Source organism: Streptomyces sp. NPDC002574, assembly GCF_042889545.1.
GTDB lineage: Bacteria > Actinomycetota > Actinomycetes > Streptomycetales > Streptomycetaceae > Actinacidiphila.
Window position 1 is genome coordinate 524,225 of record NZ_JBIARB010000002.1, and the last position, 15,006, is coordinate 539,230.

General features: G+C 70.0%; 11 protein-coding genes. 3 read left to right on the plus strand and 8 right to left on the minus strand.

Annotation, left to right across the window (positions count from 1 at the left end):
* Positions 1-39: 39 nt before the first annotated feature.
* Entirely contained in the window at positions 40-1,158 is a 1,119-nt protein-coding gene (locus ACFYXS_RS06245; protein WP_389244437.1) for an FAD-dependent oxidoreductase, read from the minus strand.
* A 53-nt stretch (positions 1,159-1,211) separates the two neighbouring features.
* Between ACFYXS_RS06245 and ACFYXS_RS06250 the strand changes: the two genes are divergently transcribed.
* Entirely contained in the window at positions 1,212-1,904 is a 693-nt protein-coding gene (locus ACFYXS_RS06250) for a TetR/AcrR family transcriptional regulator (protein ID WP_389244439.1), read from the plus strand.
* A 22-nt stretch (positions 1,905-1,926) separates the two neighbouring features.
* Here the strand turns inward: ACFYXS_RS06250 and ACFYXS_RS06255 are convergent, their stop codons facing one another.
* Complete coding sequence (locus ACFYXS_RS06255; RefSeq protein WP_389244441.1) at positions 1,927-3,228, minus strand: amidohydrolase family protein; 1,302 nt, start codon at positions 3,226-3,228, stop codon at positions 1,927-1,929.
* A gap of 236 nt (positions 3,229-3,464) precedes the next feature.
* Here ACFYXS_RS06255 and ACFYXS_RS06260 point away from each other — a divergent pair, with 236 nt between their 5' ends.
* The gene (locus ACFYXS_RS06260) at positions 3,465-3,938 is read left to right on the plus strand and encodes a VOC family protein (RefSeq protein ID WP_389244443.1); all 474 of its coding nucleotides are present in this window, start codon (positions 3,465-3,467) and stop codon (positions 3,936-3,938) included.
* A 579-nt stretch (positions 3,939-4,517) separates the two neighbouring features.
* Here ACFYXS_RS06260 and ACFYXS_RS06265 read toward each other — a convergent pair.
* The gene (locus tag ACFYXS_RS06265) at positions 4,518-5,363 is read right to left on the minus strand and encodes a hypothetical protein (protein WP_389244445.1); all 846 of its coding nucleotides are present in this window, start codon (positions 5,361-5,363) and stop codon (positions 4,518-4,520) included.
* Entirely contained in the window at positions 5,360-5,668 is a 309-nt protein-coding gene (locus tag ACFYXS_RS06270) for a PadR family transcriptional regulator (RefSeq protein WP_389244447.1), read from the minus strand. The genes ACFYXS_RS06265 and ACFYXS_RS06270 overlap by 4 nt, the downstream gene beginning before the upstream one ends.
* Positions 5,669-5,789: 121 nt before the next feature.
* Here ACFYXS_RS06270 and ACFYXS_RS06275 point away from each other — a divergent pair, with 121 nt between their 5' ends.
* Complete coding sequence (locus ACFYXS_RS06275; RefSeq protein ID WP_389244449.1) at positions 5,790-6,809, plus strand: hypothetical protein; 1,020 nt, start codon at positions 5,790-5,792, stop codon at positions 6,807-6,809.
* A 362-nt stretch (positions 6,810-7,171) separates the two neighbouring features.
* On the opposite strand, the gene ACFYXS_RS06280 is transcribed toward ACFYXS_RS06275, so the two are convergent.
* From ACFYXS_RS06280 to ACFYXS_RS06295, 4 genes are all read right to left on the minus strand, one after another.
* Positions 7,172-7,984 (minus strand): alpha/beta fold hydrolase, encoded by an 813-nt coding sequence (locus ACFYXS_RS06280; RefSeq protein ID WP_389244451.1) that lies wholly within the window; start codon positions 7,982-7,984, stop codon positions 7,172-7,174.
* Between the two features lie 795 nt (positions 7,985-8,779).
* The gene (locus tag ACFYXS_RS06285; RefSeq protein WP_389244453.1) at positions 8,780-10,144 is read right to left on the minus strand and encodes a cytochrome P450; all 1,365 of its coding nucleotides are present in this window, start codon (positions 10,142-10,144) and stop codon (positions 8,780-8,782) included.
* A 420-nt stretch (positions 10,145-10,564) separates the two neighbouring features.
* On the minus strand, positions 10,565-11,974 hold the full coding sequence (locus tag ACFYXS_RS06290) for a cytochrome P450 (protein WP_389244456.1): 1,410 nt from the start codon (positions 11,972-11,974) through the stop codon (positions 10,565-10,567).
* A 1,093-nt stretch (positions 11,975-13,067) separates the two neighbouring features.
* Positions 13,068-14,942, minus strand: a complete 1,875-nt coding sequence (locus ACFYXS_RS06295; protein ID WP_389244458.1) for a TerD family protein — start codon at positions 14,940-14,942, stop codon at positions 13,068-13,070.
* Positions 14,943-15,006 lie beyond the last annotated feature (64 nt).

A 15,006-nucleotide genomic window follows, 5' to 3' on the forward strand; every position in this document is an offset into this window, starting at 1 on the left:
CGGATCGCCGTTGCCGCAGCGCGTACTCGGGTTCGGCAGTCAGGACGGCTGGACCTGGTCGAAGAGAGCCAGGGCTTCGGCGGGGTCCGGGCTCACGAGGCGCTCCAGGCCGTCCGTCGTCGTTTTCGCCCACCGGCCGGCCCGTGCCCACATCTGTTCCTCGAAGGCGCGGACGGCCTCGTCCGGATCCCCCGGGCCGGCGGCGATGGACTCGGCGAGTTCTGCGCCCTCCAGCATCGCGAGGTTCGCGCCCGCCCCCAACGGCGGCATCAGATGGGCCGCGTCGCCCAGGAGCGTCACACCGGGCACGTGGGTCCAGGTGTGGGCCACGGGCAGGACGTAGAGGGGGCGGTGGACGAAAGCGGTGCCGTGACGGAGGAGGTCGAGGACGGGAGCGGCCCAGCCGTCGAACAGGGCCAGCAGACTCGATCGCACGGCCTCGGCGTCAGCCGGGTCCAGGTCCGTGTGCCAGTCCAGCGGCACACGGAACTGGGCGTACACCTTGACGTGGCCGCCGCTGTTGCGCTGGGCGACGAGGCTACGGTTCACGCCGTACACGGCGACCGAACCGTCGCCGATCAACCGGGCGAGGTCGGGGTGGCGGGTGTCGACGTCGTCCAGGGAAGTCTCGACCGAGGTGACGCCGGTGTAGTGCGGCGTCACCGGCGAGACGGCCCGGCGGATCCGGGACCAAGCGCCGTCCGCGCCGACCACGAGGTCGAACGCCTCCTGATGCCCGTCTGCGAAATGGACCCCTACACCCTCCGGGGTCCCCGGCACCACCTGTGTCACGCCGTGGCCCCATCGGACGTCGAGAGGACCGAGCAGCAGGTCACGCAGTTGCCCGCGGTCGATCTCGGGATTGGCCCGGTCGTCCGGACGGGGCCGCCAGTCGCGCAGGACGGTCCCGGCCGTGTCCAGGATCCGCATGGCCTGCCCCTCGGGACGGGACAGTGCCTGGAACTCCGCCAGCAGTCCCGCCTTGTCCAGGGCGCGTTGGCCCAGCCCCTCGTGCAGGTCCAGCGTGCCGCCCGGGGGGCGGGCGTCGGGGGAGGGGTCGCGTTCGAGGACGGTGACGGGGTAGTCGTGGCGGTGCAGGACGCGGGCGAAGGTGAGGCCGGCGGGGCCGCTCCCGACCACAGCGATGCGTTGTCTCATGTCGATACACTGTATTGGTTCGCTACGAAGTATCGCAACGGTACGGTGAGGGCATGACTGTGTGGGACCGGCCGGAGCCGCCGACTCGCCCCGTGCCGCTCGACCGGGAGCGGATCGTCGCCGCCGCCATCGCCCTGGCCGACGAAGGCGGGCTGGAGGCGGTGTCGTTGCGCAAGGTCGCCGCCCGGCTGAACGCCGGCCCGATGCGGCTGTACGGATACATCTCCACCAAGGAAGAGATCTTCGACCTCATGATGGACGAGGTCCAGGCCGAGATCCTCCCCGAGGAGCAGCCCGAGGACTGGCGGGACGCGCTGCGCGTCCTCGCCCACCGCACCCGGCGGGCCGCCCTCCGCCACGAATGGCTGGCCGACCTGCTCGGCGGCCGCCCGACCCTGGGCCCGAACGGCCTCGCCGTGACCGAGGCCACGCTGGCCGCCCTCGACGGACTCGCCGACATCGACACCGTCATGCGCGCTATGGAGACCGTCAGCGCCTACTTCACCGGTGCGATCAGACGCGAGATCGCGAACCTGCGGGCCGAACGCGCCACCGGCCTGTCCAAGCGCGACTGGCAGCGCGCCTACGGCCCGCACGTGACGAGAATGCTGGCCACGGGTCGCTTCCCGGCACTGGCCAAGGCCGTCCACGACGGCACGGACGTGGACGCCGAGACATCCTTCGCGACCGGCCTGGAGTGGGTCCTCGACGCCGTGGCCGCGAAACTCACCCCGCCACGGGCGTGACGCTCAGATCCCAGCCGGCCTGTCAGCCGGCGTTGGGCGGGCCGAGGCCGTAGCGCCGTTCACGGACGGCCGCCACGACCCCGGCGATGCGGGCGTCGAAGGCCTCGAGTTCCGCCGCTTCGGCCGCGCTGGCGACGAACGGCCGTCGGTCGCACAGGACGCCTGCCCGCCAGATCCGTTCGATGGCTCGGGTCGCGGTGACGTCGGTCAACGGGTCGCCGGACACGAGCACGAGGTCCGCGCGCCGACCCGGTGCGACGGATCCGCGGTCGGCGAGGCCGAACACGCGCGCCGGAGCGGCGGTCGCGGCGTTCAGCGCTTGAGCGGGCGTCAGGCCGCAGCGGCCGAGCAGTTCCAACTCCCGGTGCAGACTTGCTCCGAACACGGTCCCCGGGTTCGGGGCATCGGTGCCCGCCAGGATCGTGACGCCCGCGTCGACCAAGCGGCCGACATTCTCCTCCGCACGGGAATAGGGCGGCGTCTTCCGCCCCTGCTGCCCTGCTGCGCCAGAGGTCAGCCGCCGTACCTGCGCGTCCCCGAGTTCCGCGGCGAGTCGCGGGTCCGCGACCACGGCGGCCCCGCCCGATGCACCCAGGACGTTCTCGAGCGTTGCCAGCGTCGGGCCGACCGCGATTCCGGCCTCGGCGATGCGCCCGGCCAGGGCACTGTCCAGTTCGCCGTCCACGGGCACATGCGCAATGACATCGACGCCCGCGGACACGACCTCGCCCACCCCGGCCACGGAGTTGATGTGCCCGACGACCACGAGCCCGCGCCTGTGCGCCGCCTCGGTCAACGCGGTGATCGTGTCCAGGTCCAAGGACGGTGCCGCCCAGGGACCCCGCGGGCCCGAGGGGCCGAAGATCTTCACATAGTCCGAGCCTTCGGCGACCCGGTCCGCGACGAACCGCTCGGCCTGCTCCGGCCCGGTCACGGTCGGGAAGGGGTCGTACATCATTGAGGGATGCCCACCCGGTGCAGTGGCACCGATCCCCGCGGAACGCACGTCGGCCACGTCCGACCGGCCGTCGGCTTGTCGCTTGGCCACCGCCATCGTGTCGGCCTGGCTGAACATGTCCAGTGCAGTGGTCACACCGAAGACGAGCCCCTGCGCCAGAGCGCCGGGCACCAGATGGATGTGCGTGTCGATCAGCCCCGGGAGGAGGGTGCCGCCCTCGGCGTCGATCACCTCGTCGCCGTCTTGGGCTGCGGGACCGGTGGCGCAGTCGGTGATGACGCCGCCGGCGAACCGGACCGACGTCCAGTCCCGCAGCCGGGTTCCGTCGAAAACCCTCGCGTTGACGACCGCCGTTGCTCCGGTCACCAGGCTCCCCCCGAACGGACGCGGTGGATGGTCAAGGCAGGGACGCTAGAGCGTCACACACCGCAGGTCAACTCGACTCCCAGCGACGACATGCGCAACGGCCATGTCCGGGGCACACTGGCATGGCACGGCGCGCACCCCTCCCTGCGCCTCCCGACATCGGAAACCCCGCAGCCTCAGTCGTGCTGACAAGAGCCGGGTTGTCCGTCGGATCCGATTCTTCGAAGGTGAAAAAGATGGATCTGAAGCTCGAAGTCATCGTGCTGCCCGTCACCGACGTCGATCGTGCCAAGAGCTTCTACGAGGCGGTGGGATTCCGTCTGGACGTCGACAACACCTTCAGCGATGACTACCGGCTGGTCCACTTCACGCCCCCCGGCTCCGCGTGCTCGATCATCTTCGGCAAGGGAGTGATCTCCGCCGCTCCCGGATCGTCCCAGGGCCTGTACCTCATCGTCTCGGACATCGAACAGGCGCGGGCCGAACTCGCCGGCCGCGGCATCGAGGTGAGCGAGGTATTCCATGACGCCGGGGGACTTCTCCACCACGGTCACGAGGCCGGGGACGCCGTCCACCATGGCGCCGACCAGGAGCGGATCAGCGGCCCGCACCCCGACCGCACCTCCTACGCTTCCTACGCCACCTTCAGCGACCCGGACGGCAACGGTTGGGTGCTGCAGGAGATCACGGAGCGCCAGCCAGGGCGGTGACGTCACGTCAGCCGACGCCGCAATACCTCCTTGGCAAAACACCGGGAATTTCAGAACGGTCGCGTATCGACCGTCACCCTGAGCCCGGCCATGGGCGAGGGCGCCGCAAGTCAGGCCTGCGTCGACATCGATGTTGAGCCGAGGTGGGCGCGGTCGTCGGCGTGGTGACCGGGCGGTGGCAGCCCCAGGTCCGGGCCCGCCGGCGGGCTCCGGTGCCGCGGGGGTGAGGATCTCCAGCACATAGGCGTTGCAGCCGACCCGGGCTGGTAGGGGGCGGTCAGCGACAGGGTGTGCGCCGCGTGGATCGCCTGGTCGTCCAGGTCGTGTCGTCGAGCGAGTCGACATGGTCCCGGGAGTTGCGGTCGCGCCAGGACGCTGGGTTGGTGTGGCGGCATAGCGCGTGACCTCACCGCCTCCGGCGCGGTCTTCGCCTCCGGCTTTCGATGACGGCCGGCTCACCCCGTCGGGCCCGACCGGTGAGCTGCTTCCGGCCTGATCCGTTGTCGTGGGGGCCCTGCGGTCCGCCGCCTTGGGCCGGCTCCCTGCCCACGGGCGTGGACGGCGGTCTTGGCGGCCGTTTCAGCGCGAGGGCCGCAGGCTTGCCAGCCCCCGCAGACAGGAGACGGCCGCGATGGCGACGGCCGCGGCCATGACGGCGGCGTAGAGCGTCAGCACAGCCGTCGGCCCCTGGCCAGGTCCACGCAGTTCGCTCATGAGGGCCGCGCCGGTTGCCGCGGCCATCAAAACGACGGCACCGGCACCTGCCACGACCGCGGCCGCCAAGGACGGCTCTCGCGGGCGTGAGCGGGCCAGGGCCGCCGCGGGACCGGCAGCGCACAGCAGAGCAGTAGCCACCCCGAGCACTGCCAGCACCGAGAACGCCACGGCTCCGAAACCATGCCCCGAACCGACCAGCGCAGAGGCCGCCGCCACACTTGCCAGGAAGGTCGGCGGGACCACCAACGGCACGGCAAGCAACACCAAGGTGCCGCGCAGGCGCCCAGCAGCGCGAGCCGCCCCCGGGACCGCGGCCAGCAGAGGCGACATACCGAGCCCCAAAGTCACCACCGACGCGCCGCAGACGAAGACGAATACGTCGTACCATCGCGCCGCCCCCGAGCCGGTCCGACCGTCGGCGCTCCACGCACCGTCGTGGGTGATCTTGGCGAAGAGCACCGCACCGGCGGCCAGTACGGTCCAAGCGAACAGGGCGGCCGTCACGCTGACGCGAAGTCGGGCCTGCCGATCGTGGAGACGGCGCGCAGGCCGGACCCACGCCGCTGCCGCGCCGACGGCGATGTCGAGCAACTGGCGCGGACCGGGGCGCATGTCGTCCAGCAGCGCGCGGAACTCCTCGCCGTAGCGGGCCCGCCAGGCCGGCGGGTACAGCAGGACGACCGTGTGGGCGGTGCGCCGGGCGGTCACGGATGCGCCCCGGCCGCACCCAGGCGCCGCAGACCCAGTTCGGCGATCTGGCGCATGCGCTGCGCCTGTTCAGCCAGTGCGGTCCGCCCGGCGGCGGTGATGCGGTACGGCCGGCGGCGTCCCTCGGCGGGCATGGGCTCGATCAGGCCCTCGTCCTCCAGCCGGGACAGGGCGCCGTACAAAGTGCCGGGACCGAGGGCGGCCCCGACCGTGTCGGCGATGTCGCGGGTGATCGCGTACCCGTGCTTGGGCCCTTCGGCCAGGCTCGTCAGCACAAGTACCGCTGGATCGTTCTCGGATGCCATGGCGGTGGGCGGTTCCTCACGTCGAAGCGTCTCTTCCCCTACACGGTACAACGCGAGCCGTTATATCGTCCCGCGTAGTAGATTGTGGATGCGGAACCGCGAACGCGACCGGAGGACACCCATGACATCCGACGACCCCCACACCCCTGCCGCGGGGGAGGAACGCGCCCTGCGCGCCTCGGCTGCCGCCCTCCTCGCAACGGCGGTGTGCGTGACGGCCTTCACCGCCTTCGCTGTCGTCACCACGCAGGACAAGAGCATCCGTGCCGTCAGCCCATGGCAGAACGACCCCTACGACGGGGTGGTCTCCTTCACGGTCTTCTTGGTGCCCTTCTTGGCCGGCCTGGTGACACTGCGCGCGCTGGGCCGTAAGGACCGCTGGCGGCATGGGCCCCGGCCTCACCAGATGCTGCGTGGCGCTCTCGCGGCCACGGTGTTGATCGCCGCGACGGTCCTCACGGACTGGACAGCCGTCGCCGCGGGCGCGGACAGGCACGCATGGACCGGGACGACCCACTGGCTGATCGGCTCCCTGGCCGTGCTGACCGGTTCGACCTTGGCCGTATGGGCCACCGTGCGGTGGGCCCTGCGCCTGGTGCTCGTCGCTTCCTCACCGGGTCGCGAGGGCGACTGGCTCGACGATCTGCCGCTGCCGGTCCCACCGCGACTGGTCCGGATGGCGAGGCAGCACGTGGTCGGTGTTCTCGCGGGCCTGGCCCTCTTCTCCGGCCTCGCCGTCACCACCATGCAGGCCGTGGGTGAGGACTGGACGAGTCCTGTGCTGTTTGTGACCAGCACCGCCATCGGCGCCGGCGGCTTCTTTGCCCTGGGCACGATCTGCAATGCCTTCCTGCACATCGCCCGTCCCGCCCCTGGGACCGCACGACCTGCCACCGGGGTTGGCCGGGCCGGACGGCTCGCCGTGGTGGCTGCCGCCCTGGGTCTCCCCGCCGCGGCCGTGCTGCGGGACGGCGTGTGGAGCGTCACCGGACTTGCCGGGGCCGTCGACTCACCCGGGAGGTTCGCCGCCGTCACCTTCGGCGGCGCGACGGTCATTGGACTGCTGGTCTTCTCCGCGGTGTTGACGACGGCGCGGGGCACGGGCCATGGCCGCTCACACCGTCAGTTCGGCATGCACTGACAGGCCGATCACCCGAGCACTGCGGGGACCGTGTCGTGCGCCCCTCCACCCAAGGGGCGCTCGGCGCGACAACCGAACCCTCGGCGCAGACGAATGGGTCAGCGGCCGGTAGCCGTGCCCGCGCGAAGTGGTCTCTCCGGTGGACGGACGTCCGCAGGGAGAGAGGGCGGTGCTGCGCGGAGTCCTCGGGGAGAGGCTCGATGAGACGTCCCTGCATGGCGGCTCCCACCAATCGACACCAATCGTCGCCTTGAGGGCCGGCAACCGGGGTGGTGGGGCCGGACCACGGTCGAACCCGGGCGACGGGTGAGCCAGGACGTGATGATCCGCGCGCTGCAGAGGGTTGCCGTTCCCGGTGGAGGCTACTTCTGCAGGAAGGACTGCAGCATCGCCGTCACTTCCTGCGGCTTCTCCTCGGTCACCCAGTGACCCGAACCCTTCAGGACCCGGCCGTCGACGTTCACGGCGTACTCGCGCCATTGGTCGGCGATCTTGCCGCCGAAGGACGCCTGGCCGCCGATCGCCAGGACGGGCATCCTCAGCTTGCCCTTGGCCAGGAACTTCTTGTTCTGCTGGACGTCGTCACGGAGCTGGCGGTACATGTTCATCCAGGCCGTTGTGTGGCCCGGCTGCTTCAGGTAGTGGGCGTAGAGGTCGTAGTCAGCGGGGGTGAACGCGGACTTGTTGGCCAGGAGTTCGCCGATGAAACCCTGGACGAAGGGGCGCTCGTGACCGGCTATGAGCTGCTCGGCGAGAGGCAACTGGAACAGGCCGAAGTGCCACATCGACGGGGTTTTCGGGTTGGCATTCAGCGCCGGGAAGCTGTACAGGCTGTCGTCCGGGATGGGAGCCTCCATCACGGCCATGCGGCGCACCTCGGACGGCCACTGGGCCGTGTAGGCGTAGCTGACCCACAGACCGACGTCGTGGCCCACGACCTGCACGCCGTTGTTCAATTTCAGCTGCTTCAGCAACTGATGCACGTCCCCGGCCATCTGCGCCTTCTGGTAACCGCTCTTGGTGACCTGGGAGTTGCCGGCACCGCGCAGGTCGACGGCGATCACGGTGTGGTTCTTGGCGAGCGGCCCCATCTGATGCCGCCACTCGGCCCATGTCTGCGGGAACCCGTGGATCAGCACGACCGGTGAACCCTTGCCGCCTCGCAGGTAGTGCATGCGGAAACCATTCACCTCCGCGTACTTGGACTGGAATCCGGGCGGCGCTTTCGCCTGCGGGCCGGGCGACGGCGACTGCGTCCCTGCGGTGCCGTGCCCGCGACCCTCGCTCCATGCTCCGGCGCTGGAACTGACGGACACCACCAGAAAGGTCACCATTGCCGCGGTCATCGCGACGAGCCTGTTGGTCTTCCTTGTTCGGGTAGCCATGTTTCACCTACCTGAAGTGACGTACCTTCCTGCAAGCCAATTGGGGGCACGGCGAAAGCCACCCGTACAACCCCCCGAGGACACGAACACGCAGTCGGCTCCGGCGACGTCGCACATGACCCCAAGGTCGCGAGAAACCCAGGAGCAATGGCGGGAGCGCGGGCACGACGCGACATGGCGTGTCGCGAAAGTCGACCGCACCGAACCATCATGTGCACAGCACGCGGGGATCCGCCATTGGGGGGACGGCAGGATTGGTACGCGCTTACGCCGGAACGGGCTCGGCCGGTCCCCGGCCGCTTGCCTGTCATCCTGGCGACGATAAGTGCTCTGGTGTGGCGACATGTCCGTGCCCGGGGCCGCCTTCTTGTGGCCTCCGCAGACCATCGCCATCGGTGAGGACCAGCCAGTCCCAGGAATCGGCGGTAGGCCTGACCGGCACAGAGGGTTCGGGACCGTGCGGGGCTGCGTGCGCCCGTCGCGCGGGAGCACCGCGATGACCGTCAGGCTCGTGGAGCGATCAGTTCGCCGCGGTGCAGCCCGTCCGCTGTCCCGGCCCATGCGAATGGGTTGCGAAGGGTTGTTTCAGGCCGAGGTGACGGCGACCTTCCTGCGAAGGGCGGTCATGGGCAGATGGTCCGGGTGCGGGACTGCCGAGGTGGCTTCCTTCGGCTGGTGCCCGGAAAGATGGGTGAGCTGCCAGCGCGGCAGGATCGTGGCCATCGCAATGATGACGGCAGTCCAGGCGAAGGCGTCGCCGATGCACTTGCGATTACCGGCGCCGAAGGGGACGAACGACTCGCGAGGCCTGCTGCCGACATTTTCCGGCAGCCAGCGATCGGGGTCGAACCGCTCGGGGTCGGTATACGCCCGGGGGTCCCGGTGCAGGGCGTAGAGGCTGAAGGCGACCTCGGTTCCGGGGGGCACGATGTGGCCGCCCAGGTCGACCGGCTTGACGGCGCGTCGCATCAGCAGGGTGACGCCGTGCAGACGGATCGTCTCGTCCAGGACGTGCTGGAGGAACGGGAGTTGCCGGACGTGCTCGAAGGTGACCGGGCCGTCGCCGACGACGGAGGCTATCTCGGCGACCAGGCGTTCCTCTGTCTGCGGGTCGCGGGCTATTTCGTGAAAGGCCCACGCCAGCGTGCTGGCCGTGGCCTCGACGCCGGCGAAGAGGATGGTGCCGAGTTCGTCGCGGATCTCGGAGTCCGTCAGGGCGGCTCCTGTTTCGGGGTCTCGGGCCTCGAGGAGGGTGGACAGCACGTCCGGGACGTCCGGCGCGTAGGCCGCCCCGGCGTTGCGTGCCTCGGCGATGACGTCGTCCAGCACCTGGTGCAGTTCGCGTGTCGCGGCGTCGAAGTGACGGTTGGCCGGGATCGGAAGACGGTCGAGCACCTTGGGGGACACCGTGCGCAGAAGCAGGTTCTTGATGATGACCGGAACGTTTCGCTGGACGCAGTCCCGGGCGGGTGCTCCGATGTCGCTGGAGAACATGGCGGAGGCCACCGTGGTGACGACGAAGGCGTTCATCACCTCCTCCACCGCGACGGTCGATCCGGCGCTCCAGGAATCGGCCATCTGCTGAGCTTGGTCGCTCATCAGGCGGGCGTAGCCGGCGATTCGGTCACGATGGAACATCGGCTGCATCAGGCGGCGGTGCACCCGGTGGGTCTGGGCGTCCGCGGTGGCCAGGCCGTTGCCGACCAGGTCGCGCAGCCGGTCGAAGAACCGGCCCTTCTCAAAGCTGGAGGCCTTGGCGACCATCACTTCGTGGGCGAGTTCGAAGGAGTTGACGAAGTAGACGGGCAGCGTGCCGATGTCGACCCGGACGAGGTCCCCCGACTCTCGCAACGAGGTCACGAACGCCAGGGGCGACCGTGCCAGGGGGAGGGCGTGCCCGAGCAACGGCAGTCGGCCGGGGGCCCGGGGGACGGACTGCAACCCTGTCATGCGGCATCCCTTCGTGACCCACCCCGGGTCGGCAGGGGGAACCGGACGACGCGGCTGTACGCCATGACGACGGCGCTGGTGCCGGCCCGGGGTGGGGCGCTCCACACGCGATCGCTCTGGCTGGTCAGTCGGCGCCGGCTCCTACTGCCGCTGGGAGCGGATCGAGTAGTTCATATGACAGGGTCAATGCTCCAACCTGGGGTGATCACGTCAAGGGCCCAAATCCGCCAAGATGGTTCCCGATTCTGTTGCATCGGATGCGCTCTCTGACAACTTCCGTCGCAGCATGGGTGCCGGCATGGACGGAAAGAGCGTCAAGGGGGCGGCTCCGTGGACTGTCGGCCAGACACACGAGACGCCGCCCGCATCTGGACCATGTCCCTGATGCGGGCGGCGTATTGATCGCCTAGGGGAGGCGGGTCACCGGCGGAACAGTCGCTGCCACCACCTGGTGCGCGTGGCCGATACGGGGGGCCGCGCCGGCACGGGCGGCATCGCGGCCGCCGCAGGAAGGGGCCCGTTGGCCGCCGGGGCGGTCTTTGAGGCGCCAACGGGGTCCGCCGTCAGCGGGGCCTTCCGCGTGAACGCCACCGGGAGCGTGATCAGCGGGTGGCTGAGCCAGGTGAAGACGCGCTGGCCCTCCCCGGAGGCGTGCAGGTCCGGGAGTCGGGTCAGCAGCACGTCGGCCGCGGTCTCGACGACCGCACGGCCGATGTCCTGTCCCGGACACTCGTGACCGCCTCCGCTGAAGGACAGGTGCGAGCGGTTGCCGTGCATCGAGGCGGTGGGGTCCGGCCGGACCTCCGGGTCCCGGTTCCCGGCCGCAAGGCCGAGGAGGACCATGTCGCCCTCCTCGATGTCCTGATCACCGAGTTTCGTGGGGCCGGTCGCGTAGCGGGCCGGCAAGACGCTCAGCGGCGGCTGATCCCACAGGATGTGGTCGACGGACGTCTCCAGCGTCTGCGCCCCGCCGGCCAGCTGGGCACGAGTGGTGGCGTTGGTGAGGTAGAAGTGCAGAGTGTCGGCAAGCAGGACGCTGGTGGTCGTGTGGGCCGCCACGAGAGTGTGCCGCAGGTGTTCCGCGACCTCGAGGTCCGTGAGCTGAGCCTCGTGCTGGATCAGGAACGACGGAAGGTCGTTGTCCGCGGCCGTCTTGCGCGCGGCCACCAGGTCCTGCAGGACCTGCATGACGTACTGGTTGGAGGAAGCGGCGCTCGCCGTGCCGGCGATCAGGTCCTGGCAGGCCGCGATCAACTTCGGCGCGGTACCTTCGGGCACGCCGAGCAGCCGCATCATCGTCAGCATCGGCAGCTGTTGTGTGTACTGGGAGACCAGGTCGGCCTGGCCGTCCTGGCAGAAGCCGTCGATCAGCGTGTTGGCGATGTACTGGATCCGCCGGCGGACCCCGATGTTGTTGAACTTCGCCAGGCTGCCGTTGACGGCGCCCCGCAACCGTCGTTGGTCGGGTCCCTCGGCGAAGTTCACCAGCGGCTGCCAGGCGATGAGCGGAGCCAGCGGGTGCTCCAGGCTGAGGGTTGTGGCGTCTCGCCACAGACGGGAGTCCGCCGAGAACCGCGACGGTGTCCGCAGGACTTCCAGGTTCTCCCGGTAACCCAGGACCAGCCAGGCCCGCACGCCGCCTGGGACCTCGACGGGGGCCACCGACCCGTGGACCTTCCGCAGGTCTTCATAGAGCTGGTTGGAGTTCTCCACTGCCGTCGGCGCGTGCAGCTGCTGCAGTCCGGTAGCCGCGTACAGGCCGTGCGCCGGGCAGCCCGGGGGAGGACTCGCGGGAGCCGGCCGGGGCTGTTCGGGAGGAGAGGTGGTCACGAGACCTCCGGGGTCACAGTGGGGATCCGAAGAGTGCGAAACAGCAGGACACCAGGTTGATCCGGGGGCCTCGCCACCCCATGGAGGCAGGGCTCGCCGCACCTGCCCAAGTAGCCTTGCAGCAAAGCGAGTTGGAAGCATATCCGTGCCCGGATCGGTCCTTGCCGTGCATCTGCCGTGCCGCACCGCCCGCCGGAAGGCCTGCCGCCCGTCGCGGAGCGCCACGGATGGACGCGGCACCCGGCTGTCCGGCAGTGGGAGTGGCGGTGAGGGGGCATGCGGCGGAGGGTAACCGGAACGCCGATCCCGAGTGACCTGAATCGCGATCCGCCCCCCGATCGAGTGGAACGAACCGCGGTTGGAACCTTCGGCCCGCCGTGAAGGCGTAGGCACCCACTGGCCTGGCTCAGATGCCCGCGGAGCCGGCAGCCCGGCCGCCGCGCCGGCGACGATGTTCAAGCTCGTCGAGTCCGCCCAGACCGGCTGGCGCGCGACCACCGCACCTTGTCGAGCCAGGTCCGGTGGGACTCCTCGGCGTACACGAGAAGGTGCCCGGCTACTGACGTAGGGGGACTGTTCGTGGGCAGTTCGCCGCCGGCCGTTAGGGCCGGCGGGCGGGCAGCCCCGCTTCGGCACGCCAGTAGTCCGCGTCGCGCGGGTCGGCCAGCCATCCGATCAGACGTTCAGCCCCCGCCCGGAATGCCTGGGGCAGGGAGGCCGCGTCACCGACGACAAGACTCCATGCGTCAACGTCGTGGGTGGCGTGATCGGCGTCGCACCAGCAGGCCACGTTCACTGCCGCGTTGACCGAGAGGTGACCCAGGTCTGTCCATGCCACCTGAAGCAGGAACTCCGGCTGGTCAGCCCCGTCGGCATACTCAATGACATCCAGGCCGATGATGACGGGCGTCCACGGTTACGGGCCAGGGAAGGCCGCGTGCGTCATGCGTCGATCATCCGTTCTCCCTCAGCTCGAACAGCAAGGAGCTTCTGACTTCTCCCCTACCGCAACACGACGGCTTGGCGACCACCAAGCCGAGCACGTTCATCCGCACCTCGCTGAGCACTTCAACGAGTACACCGACAGGACGGGTCAATCGATGATGACGCCGTGGGCCCGGGCGAGTGCGTCGAGGCCGTCGGCCCAGCCTTGGCCGATGGCGCGGAGTTTCCAGACGGGCACGTCGCCACTGTTGTGGCGGTAGATCTCGGCGATGACCATGGCGCGGATGTGGGGGTCGGCGGGTGGCTGGAAGGTCCAGGCGGGTCCGGTGGCGCAGTTGATGTGCAGGGCGGCATGGGTCAGGGCGCCGCACGTCAGGCCGGCGTCGACATCCATGTTGATGGCGATGGTGACGCGCTGGATGTGCGGCGGCAGGGCAGCGGGGTGGAGGGCTGCCCGCTCCACGGTGTGGGGGCCTTCGGTCTGCTTGCCGAGCAGACGGGCCGCCCCTTGGGCGGTGGAGGGCTGGTTGTAGAAGACGAAGTCCTCGTCGCAGGTGACCCGGCCGTCGGTGTCGGTGAGGAAGAGGGTGAGGTCGGCGTCGGCGCCGGCGAAGCTGAAGGCGATGAACAGTTGCTGCCAGGCCTCCTCCGGCAGGACGAGATTCTGTCCCGGGGCGAGCGCGGTCGCCGGCGTGGGGGAGAGCACGGCGGAAGCGTGGGTGGATGCCGGGGCAGTGGCCGGCGGGCTCTCGTGGGGGACGCCGTGGTTCTTCCACTCGGCGAATGGGCGGATCCGGTAGGGATCCGGCGGGGGAGCGGCCCGTCCGCCGGGTACGTCGGCGTGGAGGTCGGTGTCCAGGCCGGCCAGGGTCGCGTCACCGGAGGCGGTGTCGTCCTGGGCGTGGTCGAGGAGACTCTGCAGTCCGGGCAGGCGTCGGGTGTCCAGGGGCTTGATGGCGCTGGACAGGTTCCCCGACGCGGTGGTGGTGACCGAACAGGCGACGTCCTGGCCGATGTCGAGGAACCGCAGAGCGTCGTTCGTGTCCCGCCAGGAGGTGGTGTCGACGGCCTGGCGGGTCCAGCGGCCGTAGGCCACGAACCCGAGCCGCTGGGTGTCCGGCAGGCGGGTGAGAACCGCCAGGTCGACGGCGGTGATCCCGGGTGCGGTGGCGAAGGCTTCCTTGAGGGTGGCGATGATGTTCGATCCCATGGAGGTGAGCCACCACAGGGTGCGGTCCCGTTTGCTCAGCGTCTTCAGGGTCGGGCGGCCGCTGGAGGTGACCCCCGCTGTCTGATCCGGCAGGGAGTCGATGTCCTGCTGCCGCATCACCACGGACAGGACCGAGCCGTCCACCCCGACCGCGCAGCCCGCGGCGGGGTTGTCGGCGAAGGCGTGGTTGACGACCTCGCACACGGTCTCCTCGTTGTTGCCGATCAGGGCCTGCCACCACTGATCGCCCTCGGTGACGAGCGTGCCGTGGACGGCCTGCAGGCGGGCCTGTTCCGAGGCGAGGTAGACCGGGGCGTCCTCCGCGGCCTTCCGCTTGGCTGCCGCCCGCTCCGTACGGGCGAACACGCCCAGCCCGGCAAGATGGTGAGCCTGCGCTTCGGCCAGGGCCCAGGCCAGCCCGAGCTGTGGTGGCCCCGGGACGACCGGCGCGTGGACCGGGGTGAAGGACTGCAGGTGCACGCTGGTCGTCTGCCGACGCAGCTCCTTCAACTGGGCGAGCGCCGCATCGCGTTGGGCTTCCTGTTGCGCCCGCTCCGCCTGCCGGCGGGCACGGTCCAGCTGTGCGGGGGAGGGGGCGACGGCTCTCGTCCTGGTCGTGCGGCTCGTGCTGGTGCGGCTGCGTCCGCCGCCGAGTGAGCTGGAGGCGTAGAACGGACCGACCCCGGACGAGAGCCGCGTACCGCCGCTGCCCACGCTGACGCGCGCGGCCCGGGGACCGACGGACGTCCGCACGCCCAGGGTCGAGACCCGCACACTCATCCCCGGCACACCGACACGAAAACCGAACGCCATCGTCCCACCCCGTCCTTGCCGTACATCGAGATCTGCAGCCACACGCAGGCCACCCGCCTGCCAG

Coding starts and splice junctions, on each gene's coding strand:
- ACFYXS_RS06245 (WP_389244437.1), bottom strand. CDS start 1,158: ATGAGACAACGCATCGCTGTGGTCGGGAGCGGCCCCGCCGGCCTCACC.
- ACFYXS_RS06250 (WP_389244439.1), top strand. CDS start 1,212: ATGACTGTGTGGGACCGGCCGGAGCCGCCGACTCGCCCCGTGCCGCTC.
- ACFYXS_RS06260 (WP_389244443.1), top strand. CDS start 3,465: ATGGATCTGAAGCTCGAAGTCATCGTGCTGCCCGTCACCGACGTCGAT.
- ACFYXS_RS06270 (WP_389244447.1), bottom strand. CDS start 5,668: ATGGCATCCGAGAACGATCCAGCGGTACTTGTGCTGACGAGCCTGGCC.
- ACFYXS_RS06275 (WP_389244449.1), top strand. CDS start 5,790: ATGACATCCGACGACCCCCACACCCCTGCCGCGGGGGAGGAACGCGCC.
- ACFYXS_RS06280 (WP_389244451.1), bottom strand. CDS start 7,984: ATGCACTACCTGCGAGGCGGCAAGGGTTCACCGGTCGTGCTGATCCAC.
- ACFYXS_RS06285 (WP_389244453.1), bottom strand. CDS start 10,144: ATGACAGGGTTGCAGTCCGTCCCCCGGGCCCCCGGCCGACTGCCGTTG.
- ACFYXS_RS06295 (WP_389244458.1), bottom strand. CDS start 14,942: ATGGCGTTCGGTTTTCGTGTCGGTGTGCCGGGGATGAGTGTGCGGGTC.